The sequence below is a fragment of the Shewanella frigidimarina NCIMB 400 genome, from assembly GCF_000014705.1.
GTDB classification, from domain to species: domain Bacteria; phylum Pseudomonadota; class Gammaproteobacteria; order Enterobacterales; family Shewanellaceae; genus Shewanella; species Shewanella frigidimarina.
Genome location: NC_008345.1, coordinates 473,773 through 483,221, shown reverse-complemented (window position 1 = coordinate 483,221; position 9,449 = coordinate 473,773). Strand labels below are relative to the sequence as shown.

Below are 9,449 nucleotides of genomic sequence, written 5' to 3'. Positions count from 1 at the left end.
GATAATGATTAGGTGCCTATAACTGCGTCTAACAAAAGTGAGCAGTGGACGATCTCTGCTTCCCAGCGGGTAACCGTCGATCCATTACTCGATTGTTTGGTTTTATTAACTGAACATTTTGGAAGTCCTTGCTCAATAGATTCTCTTGCGGCAGGTCTTCCTTTGTCTGGTGCAGTCATTACGCCGGATTTAATCCCTCAAGCTGCAGCCAGAGCTGGACTTTCAGCTAAGTTATCACGCAAAGATTTAAATCAAATTTCTGACATATTATTGCCTTGTATCTTATTATTAAAAGATAAAAAGGCCTGTATTCTAAGAAAAATCGATCTAGAGCAAGACCAAGCCGTTATACAATTACCTGAAACGGGCGGCGAAGAGACTCTGACAATTGAAGGCTTAGAAACCTTATATGTAGGTTACTTATTTTTAGTTAAACAAGATTACCGTGGTGACAAAAGTTTTGATGTTCACCTGCATGACAGCAGTACGCATTGGCTGCTACAAAGTATTAAAGACTCTGCTCCTATTTACCGCGATGCACTTATAGCCTCAGTATTGGTCAACCTGTTTGCATTGGTTTCACCACTATTTATTATGAATGTCTATGATAAAGTGGTGCCCAATCTTGCATTTGAATCACTATGGGTTTTAGCCATTGGGGCAAGCATTGCCTACATATTCGACTTTATCATGCGCCAATTACGCAGCTATTTAATCGATATCGCAGGTAAAAAAGTCGACATTATTGTTTCTTCAAAATTATTTGCAAAAGCCATTGGTATTCCATTATCTAAACGCTCACCAAGTGTCGGAGGTATGGCTAGGCAGCTAGGTGAGTTTGACAGTATTCGGGAGTTTTTAACCTCCGCAACCATTACTGCGTTAGTTGATTTACCATTTGCATTACTATTCGTGATCATCATTTATATTGTTGCTGGCGATTTAGCCATTATTCCGGTGATTGGCAGCTTAGTAATTATTGCAGTCACCTTTTATCTACAACCTAAACTGAAACAAGCAATTGAAGAAAGTAATCGCTTTGCCAGTTTAAAGCATGGCCATTTGATTGAAAGTTTAACCGCGTTAGAGTCAATTAAAGCCAATGGTGCCGAAGGATTAGTACAAAAAAGCTGGCAACAAATGATTGGCCATACAGCCAATTGGCAACTCAAAACCAAAAAACTGTCTAACTATGTCAGCCATATTGCTAATTTTATGGTGCAATTAACCGTTGTCCTAGTGGTGATATTAGGAGTGTATCGACTCGCTGAAAACGAAATATCCATGGGTGGGATCATTGCTGCGGTAATGCTATCTAGCCGAGCGATATCTCCGATGGCTCAATTAGCAGGGTTAATTACTCGAGGTAATCATACCATCAGCTCACTGCGCCAATTAGACGCCATTATGGAACAAGAAGATGAGTTTGAAGACAAAGGAAATCTAGCCAGCAAAGAACGATTTATGGGAAAAATTGAAGCTGACAATATCAGTTTTAGCTTCCCTAGCTCCGAAAAACCAAGTTTACACCCTTTATCAATACAGATTAATCCCGGTGAGCGTATTGCCATTATCGGCCGTAATGGCTCAGGTAAAAGCACTCTAGCCAAATTACTACTCGGACTGTACAAACCGACTCAAGGTAGCCTGCGCTATGATGGCCTAGATGCAGGACAAATTCACCCAAGCGATCTTAGACGTAACTTTGGCTATTTACCTCAAGACGTCACCTTGTTTCACGGTACTATTCGCGACAATATTTTATTCGGTTCTCGGCAAGTGACTGAACATCAGTTAATAAGAGCTATCCAGCTTTCTGGTGTCAGTATGTTTACTAACCTAGAGTCCGAAGGCTTAGATCAACAAGTTGGTGAAGGAGGCTTGTCACTCAGTCGTGGCCAACGGCAAACCGTCGCCTTAGCCAGAGCAACATTGAATGATCCGTCGATATTATTAATGGATGAACCGACTGCCAGCTTAGATGCTAGAGCAGAAAAACAGTTTATTCGCTCAATGCAACTGGTTAGTCGCGACAGAACATTATTACTCATTACCCATAAGATGCATTTATTAAATCTAGTCGATCGCATTATTGTGCTCGAACGTGGTCATATAGTGGCTGATGGTCCTAAAGATGAAGTCCTAGCTAAACTCAATGCAGGGACAATTGCTGGAGCCCAAAACTCATGAGTAAGCATCTTACCGTAGCCGACTTAGAAATGGTTGATGACGTTTATGGTGCCATGATGACCGATGCCCCGTCAGGACATCGTCTTATCATTTGGTCACTGGCCGCCATGATGGTGTGTTTTTTTATTTGGGCTTACTTCTCCGAATTAGATCAGGTGACATCAGGAACCGGTAAAGTGATTCCGTCTTCACAGATTCAAATTATCCAAAGTCTAGATGGCGGAATTTTACAGGAAATCTATGTCCAAGAAGGGGGGATAGTCACTAAAGGACAACCTTTAGCCCGGATTGACGACACTCGGTTCCGCTCAGATTTCGACCAACAAGAACAAGAAGTGTTCGGATTACAAACTAATATTATTCGCATGCGCACTGAATTAGACAGTATTATTATTTCAGATATGTCTTCAGACTGGCGCCAACAGGTAAAAATAACCAAACAGAACTTGGTATTTCCGCAGACCATTATTGACGAAGAGCCAGAACTGGTTAAGCGTCAACAAGAAGAATATTCGATTCGATTGGATAATTTAAGCAACCAATTAGAAATTCTTGTACGTCAGATCCAACAGCGCCAACAAGAAATTGAAGAGTTAGCCTCTAGAATTAGTACCCTTACGACAAGTTATCAATTAGTATCTCGCGAGCTTGAGTTAACTCGCCCATTGGCTCGTAAAGGCATTGTTCCTGAAGTTGAACTGCTCAAACTTGAGCGTACGGTAAATGATATTCAAGGTGAACTACAATCGGTTAGACTCTTGCGTCCAAAAGTGAAAGCGTCTATGGATGAAGCCATCTTAAAGCGCCGAGAAGCCGTATTTGTTTATGCCACTGATTTACGTGCACAGCTTAATGAAATGCAAACCAAATTATCACGTATGAATCAGGCGCAAAAAGGCGCATTTGATAAGGTCAGTAAAGCTGTCATTGCCTCTCCGGTTATAGGAACAATTAAAAAAATTAACTTTAATACCTTAGGTGGCGTTGTGCAGCCAGGCGAAGAGATTATGGAAATTGTTCCATCAGAAGATAAACTGCTGATAGAAACCAAAATCACTCCTAAAGATATTGCTTTTTTACATCCAGGATTACCCGCTATCGTAAAAGTCACCGCATATGACTTTACCCGTTATGGCGGGCTAAAAGGAACCGTTGAACACATTAGTGCCGATACATCACAGGATGAAGAAGGCAACAGCTTCTATATTGTAAAAGTGCGAACACAAGAATCCAGTTTAATGAAAGACGATGGCACAGAGATGCCAATAATCCCTGGAATGCTCACATCAGTAGATGTCATTACGGGAAAGAAATCCATACTTGAGTACATTTTAAATCCAATTTTAAGAGCGAAAGATACCGCCCTTAGAGAGCGCTAAGAAGAACCAGGAGGGTTTTTTAATGACAACTATTATAAATCAACAAATAAAGCTAAGCGCTGTTGCTCTTGCTTTATTAATGTTGGTCTCGCCAACTGCCTCAAGCCAGACTCTTGAGCAAGCTGTTGCGCATACGCTAGACACAAACCCAGACTTACGTATTGCTTTTAATCGTTTTAAAGCGCGCGAAGAGCAAGTTAATCAAGCAGTAGCAGGCTATATGCCAACCGTAGATATTTCTGCGGGCTATGGCTGGGAGCAAACCGATAGCCCTTCAACTCGTCGTAAGGTAGGCCAAGGCGATGTTGATAATGACGGTATGATTGATTTAGAACGTGGCGAAGCCGGTTTTAGTATCAAACAAATGCTGTTTGATGGTTTTTATACTAGTAGCGAAGTCGATCGTTATTCGTTTGAAGCTAGTGCTGACCAGTGGGCATTATTTGCTGCAGCTGAAGATATGGCATTGGATGTTGCAAAGGTCTACTTGAACTACATCCGTAGTGAACAAGTATTATTACTTTCCGAGAAAAACCTTGCGAGTCATAAAGAGATTTACGATCAAATAAAACAGCGCACTGACTCTGGTTTAGGATCAATTGCCGATTTATCGCAAATCACTGGTCGTCTTGCCCGCGCAAACGCCAATGTGATTTCGGCTCAAAACAATTTAGAAGATGCTCGAGCAGCTTATATCAGAATTGTTGAAGCAAAGCCTGATGACTTAATATTGCCAGTGCCTGATGCCGATATGCTACCAAAAAGTTTAGATAAAGGCCTCATGGCAGCAAAATCGAAACACCCAGTATTAAAATCAGCAGAAAGCGATATTAATGCCGCAAAAAAAGAGCGTAGCTCAGCCCAAGCCAACTATTTTCCACAATTAAGCCTGGAACTTAATGGTAACTGGAATAATGATACTGACGGTGAAGATGGCTACAGCGCAATTAACAGCCAAAATGTTAACGGCTATAACAATGATTTAGTTGCTATGGTTCGAGTTAAATATAACCTTTTCTCAGGTGGTAAAGACGTCTCAAAAGACAGAGAAACAGCCTATAAAGTCAACGAAGCAAAAGAGATCCAACAACGTGCTTACCGCCAAGTTGTTGAGGGTGTTTCTTTAGCTTGGAATGCTTATGAAATGCTAGCCCCACAAAAACAGTTCATCCGTGAACATGTTGTGGCAGCAAAGCAGACTCAAGTGGCTTATGTGCAACAATTTAACTTGGGCCAACGTACTCTGCTCGATTTGCTCGATACCGAGAATGAACTATTTGAAGCGCGTAAGGATTACTTGCAAACCGAGTATGATGAAATTGCAGCTCGCTATCGAGTATTGAATGCGACAGGAGATCTACTGGACTCACTTCGAGTTACACGTCCAGGAGAATGGCGTGGTGAGCGTGAATATGAGGGAGGTGTTAAATAATGAAATATTTGATAATTTTACTCGCATTGATTACAACAGGTTGTTCAGTAAACGATATTGTCGAGTCTAATGCTTCTACACAACAAAATTTTGATCTTGCCGACAGTGATCGTGATGGTGTGATAATGGCCAGAGAGCGTTGTGCGAGCACGCTCATTGGCGCTGCTGTCGACAACTATGGTTGTGGTAGCATCAAAGATATCAATGAACGCCAAGACTTAAAAATCCTTTTTAGTAATAATTCCGTGGTTATCGAACCTCAGTATTATAACCAAATTGAACGCGTCGCTAATGTTATGACAACCTACCCTACCACTAAGGTAACGATTGAAGGTCATACAAGTAAACGTGGTAGCTATGAGCTTAATTTAGCGTTATCTCAAAAACGCGCTAAAGCGGTTATTGAAGTGTTAGAAAACACATTTGGTATCGATCCAAGCCGTCTAAACGCGACGGGTTATAGTTTTGATCGCCCTATCGATAACAGTGGTACACCAGAAGCAGAAGAACGTAATCGCCGTGTGGTAGCGGAAGTCACAGCCGATGACACCATTCCAGAAATGAGATGGAATATCTACACAGTTGATGAGCAGATTGACTAACGGACAAGGCATTGATTAGTTGAGTCGCGACGACAGCAAAGTAACGACATTGTTGCATAAAAGGGTCTGTCATATTTTTATTATGACATCGGCCCTTTTAGTTTCATGTTTATATGCCGCACCGACACAAGAATTAAATCAGCAAAAAACCGTGTCGGCTTTATCGAAACGTTATGGCGATCGAGCAGGATTACGAGCAAACGCTTGGTTTAAAATTGTCAATGATTCGCAACAACTTGCTGAAATTGATAAGTTAGAAAAAGTTAATCAGTTTTTTAATTTATTTCGATTCATTGATGATCAAACACTATGGGGTGATTCCAATTATTGGGCATCACCGATGGAGTTTATTGGGGTTAACGGAGGTGATTGTGAAGACTTCTCAATCGCAAAGTATTTTACCCTTCTCCAGCTTGGTATCCCGGAGGATAAACTCCGAATCACTATGGTAAAAGCCACATCGCTGAATCAGTATCATATGGTATTAGCGTACTACGAAAAGCCTAATTCGATTCCGTTAGTGCTCGATAATTTGGATAAAACCATAAAATTGGCAACAAAACGAAAAGATCTTCTGCCTGTTTACAGTTTTAACGGTAAACAATTATGGCTAAACAAAGAAAGAGGCCGAGGTGTGTTAGCAGGTTCATCATCACGCCTTGAAAAATGGACTGACCTTAAACTTAGATTAGGTGTAGACCGCTTACGCCAACCCAAACTCAACATGGAGTAGTGACAACATGACCCTGTTCAGGCAGATCTATGCGTTACTTTTCGGGCTTTTCTTGTTAACGATTGCAAGCGTAGCCTATGTACAATTTTCAGAAACCCAAGGTTTCTTATCCAAACAAATGGAATCTGACCTCAATAATGCCAGTAATTCATTAGGATTAATGCTTACTCCTGTTTTAGAGGCTGGTGATGATGCCGGTGCAGAAACATTAGTGAATGTTATTTTTGAAGGCGGCTATTATCAACAAATCAAATTGACTTGGTTGGTAGATGGTAAGCAACAAGTGTGGAATAACTCTGTTAAAGTCGATAATATTCCTCAATGGTTTATCAATCTTAACCTGTTTAAAACCATTAAAAAACAAACCACTATTACCTCTGGTTGGTTACAGCTTGCTACACTTGAAATTACAGCTCACCCAGGGTTTGGCTATCAGGAATTATGGCGGATTATTTCCGACATAATTATTCTATTTTCAATCTTATTTCTTATCGCCATTATATTTGCGCGAGTGGGATTAAGCTGGATTTTAAAACCTTTAAACACACTTTCCTTACATGCCAAGCAAATAGCAGCACAACAATTTGGCCCCGATATGCCAACGCCAAAAACGAGGGAGCTTAAAGAGCTAGTCAACGCATTTAACAGTATGTCAGCGCAATTAAAACAAGTATTTAATTCTCTTGACGAAGAAGTCTCTGCATTAAGAAAGAAAAATCTTGTTGATCAAGTCTCAGGGCTACCAAATAGACAATATATGGTCAGTCGAGTTAATGGTTGGTTAAGCGAACCCAGTACAGGCGCACTTTACTTAGTCAAAATGGATTGGCTAGAGGATGTACATAGCAAATACGGTTTCCAAGTTCGCGATGAGACTATTCGCATACTGGCTGAAAAGCTGCAACATCATCAAGATGAAATAGCTTCTTCTGTTATCGCCCGTATTGCAGCGTATGAATTCGCCTTCCTTGTTGAAGACTGTGAACATGACCAACTGGCTAAGTATTTACAAAGCCTCATACGTACTGTTAATAAAGAAATATCTAAAGCTGGCTGTAAACCAAACGAACAGTTTTATATTGGTGTCGCAGAACGTCTAGGACAAATGACAGTGTCAGATATGTTGGCACAAGCAGATAACGCACTCCAGCAGTCCATTAAAGACGACAAAGTGTTCCATTGGTTTGAGAACACCCAAAAGCAGCTGTTTACCCGTGAAGAATGGCGCAATAATTTAAGTCATGCCATAAAGAACAAAAAATTCCAATTTCGTTGGCAGTCGATCCAACTTTGTGCCAAAGATGAAATTTGTCAGCGTGAGCTATATTGCCAACTGCAAATTGGCGACACAATCTTGCACGCAGGTCAGTTTGTACCATACATAGAATTACTTTCACTAGGCACTATGTTCGATCGTTGTTTAATAGAAACAGTCAATGAACATCGTTTACTCGAGCGCAATTATGAACGCGTCGCCATCAACCTTACTTATCAGAGCATAAGCGATGTTGATTTTCATCTTTGGCTAAAACAGTTTCTTCGGGCAAATAAATACGCTGAACGTATTTGCTTTGAAATCCCAGAGGCGAGTGTATATAGCGATTTAGAATCTTGCGAAAATCTCTGCAAAGTCATTCGAGATTCTGGTGCTCAGTTTGGTATCGATCATTTTGGCCGTCAATTCGGCTCAATGGCCTACTTACAAAGCCTGCGTCCAAATTATGTCAAACTAGACCAGTCATTTGCTTATATTGAAGAGAATCAACACAACAGTGAATTATGTCGTGCTTTAGTGAATGTAGCTAAAGGATTAGATATTCAAGTGATTGTCACGGGGATCCAAGAAGCAAAGCAGTTAACACGATTTACTGAACTCAGAGTCGATGCTTATCAAGGCTTTATTGTACCGCCGGTCAATGTGAAGCTCTAAGTCTCTAAGTAATATCGAACAGTTGGACCAGCTAAGACTAACCACTCTTCGGAGTGGTTTTTTTATATCCAGAGTTATTGACAAACGACAAACTCACTAAGGTCATCTATGAGGTTATCCAAGCAGTGATAACACTGTACTAGCCGTACTACACGGCTCTGGAGAACTCATTCAAGCTTAAGCATGAGGTCAGTCAACTCCACAGGCGTGATGCGACTTAATCGACTACCAAGGCTTGCTCTATGGAGTTTAGTCATGCCATTGCACGACTCTGACAACCTAAATAGCAGTGTAGAGGCATTTATGTCTATCGTTGGCGGGATTGTATCAACCACCCACTTACAACAGATGCGCTACGACGTTGCGGTTAAAAGATATGGAAACGACATGGAATATTGTATGTCGGCCCTGTTAGCGCCATTAATATGAATAGTTAATGAGGGTAGCGAATATAAATAGCTGGTGTAATTGGTATTCATCACTTTTAATGCACAATATTAAGTAATCAAATATACGATTATAATGACCAATCAAATCGCGAAAAACAAAAAAGCCACTCATTAGAGTGGCTTTTTTGTTAATTGGTCGGTGATAGAGGATTCGAACCTCTGACCCTCTCGTCCCAAACGAGATGCGCTACCGGGCTGCGCTAATCACCGAAATCTATCTTTAATTTTTGAGCGGTAAGCCAATTGAAAAATATTAACTGGAATACATAAAAGTGGTCGGTGATAGAGGATTCGAACCTCTGACCCTCTCGTCCCAAACGAGATGCGCTACCGGGCTGCGCTAATCACCGAAATCTATCTTTAATTTTTGAGCGGTAGGCCAATTGGAAATGACACTAATTGGAATACATAAAAGTGGTCGGTGATAGAGGATTCGAACCTCTGACCCTCTCGTCCCAAACGAGATGCGCTACCGGGCTGCGCTAATCACCGAAAATAAAGCTGTAAATTGAATGGGGTGACTGATGGGGCTCGAACCCACGACAACCGGAATCACAATCCGGGACTCTACCAACTGAGCTACAATCACCACTGACTTTCAATTCTACTAACCAATACGACAGAAACAGTACATGCCGAATGGTGCGCCCAGAAGGATTCGAACCTTCGGCCTTACCCTCCGGAGGGGTACGCTCTATCCAGCTGAGCTATGGGCGCTCGCCTTGGTTAGCGAC

At 41.3% G+C, this 9,449-nt stretch carries 7 protein-coding genes and 5 tRNA genes; 7 read left to right on the top strand and 5 right to left on the bottom strand.

Going from position 1 to position 9,449, the window contains the following annotated elements; all coding sequences use genetic code 11:
- Positions 1–12 precede the first annotated feature (12 nt).
- The 7 genes from SFRI_RS02265 to SFRI_RS21610 all read left to right on the top strand — a co-directional run bounded on the left by SFRI_RS02265 (position 13) and on the right by SFRI_RS21610 (position 8,695).
- Positions 13–2,190 (top strand): type I secretion system permease/ATPase, encoded by a 2,178-nt coding sequence (locus SFRI_RS02265; RefSeq protein ID WP_011635924.1) that lies wholly within the window; start codon positions 13–15, stop codon positions 2,188–2,190.
- Positions 2,187–3,569, top strand: a complete 1,383-nt coding sequence (locus SFRI_RS02260) for an HlyD family type I secretion periplasmic adaptor subunit (RefSeq protein WP_011635923.1) — start codon at positions 2,187–2,189, stop codon at positions 3,567–3,569. Before SFRI_RS02265 ends, SFRI_RS02260 begins: the two co-directional genes overlap by 4 nt.
- A gap of 79 nt (positions 3,570–3,648) precedes the next feature.
- Positions 3,649–5,001 (top strand): TolC family outer membrane protein, encoded by a 1,353-nt coding sequence (locus tag SFRI_RS02255; protein ID WP_424540186.1) that lies wholly within the window; start codon positions 3,649–3,651, stop codon positions 4,999–5,001.
- The gene (locus SFRI_RS02250) at positions 5,001–5,603 is read left to right on the top strand and encodes an OmpA family protein (RefSeq protein WP_011635921.1); all 603 of its coding nucleotides are present in this window, start codon (positions 5,001–5,003) and stop codon (positions 5,601–5,603) included. The genes SFRI_RS02255 and SFRI_RS02250 overlap by 1 nt, the downstream gene beginning before the upstream one ends.
- Positions 5,604–5,685: 82 nt before the next feature.
- The gene (locus tag SFRI_RS02245; RefSeq protein WP_011635920.1) at positions 5,686–6,336 is read left to right on the top strand and encodes a transglutaminase-like cysteine peptidase; all 651 of its coding nucleotides are present in this window, start codon (positions 5,686–5,688) and stop codon (positions 6,334–6,336) included.
- 7 nt (positions 6,337–6,343) lie between these two features.
- Positions 6,344–8,266 (top strand): bifunctional diguanylate cyclase/phosphodiesterase, encoded by a 1,923-nt coding sequence (locus tag SFRI_RS02240; protein WP_011635919.1) that lies wholly within the window; start codon positions 6,344–6,346, stop codon positions 8,264–8,266.
- Positions 8,267–8,521: 255 nt separating this feature from the next.
- The gene (locus SFRI_RS21610) at positions 8,522–8,695 is read left to right on the top strand and encodes a hypothetical protein (protein WP_167526081.1); all 174 of its coding nucleotides are present in this window, start codon (positions 8,522–8,524) and stop codon (positions 8,693–8,695) included.
- A 153-nt stretch (positions 8,696–8,848) separates the two neighbouring features.
- On the opposite strand, the gene SFRI_RS02235 is transcribed toward SFRI_RS21610, so the two are convergent.
- The 5 genes from SFRI_RS02235 to SFRI_RS02215 form a co-directional block, all read right to left on the bottom strand.
- Positions 8,849–8,925, bottom strand: a tRNA-Pro gene (locus SFRI_RS02235).
- Positions 8,926–8,988: 63 nt separating this feature from the next.
- Positions 8,989–9,065: transfer RNA gene (locus SFRI_RS02230), tRNA-Pro, on the bottom strand.
- A gap of 65 nt (positions 9,066–9,130) precedes the next feature.
- A tRNA-Pro gene (locus tag SFRI_RS02225) sits at positions 9,131–9,207 on the bottom strand.
- 21 nt (positions 9,208–9,228) lie between these two features.
- Positions 9,229–9,304, bottom strand: a tRNA-His gene (locus tag SFRI_RS02220).
- A gap of 51 nt (positions 9,305–9,355) precedes the next feature.
- Positions 9,356–9,432 (bottom strand) — tRNA-Arg (locus tag SFRI_RS02215).
- Positions 9,433–9,449: the final 17 nt, after the last annotated feature.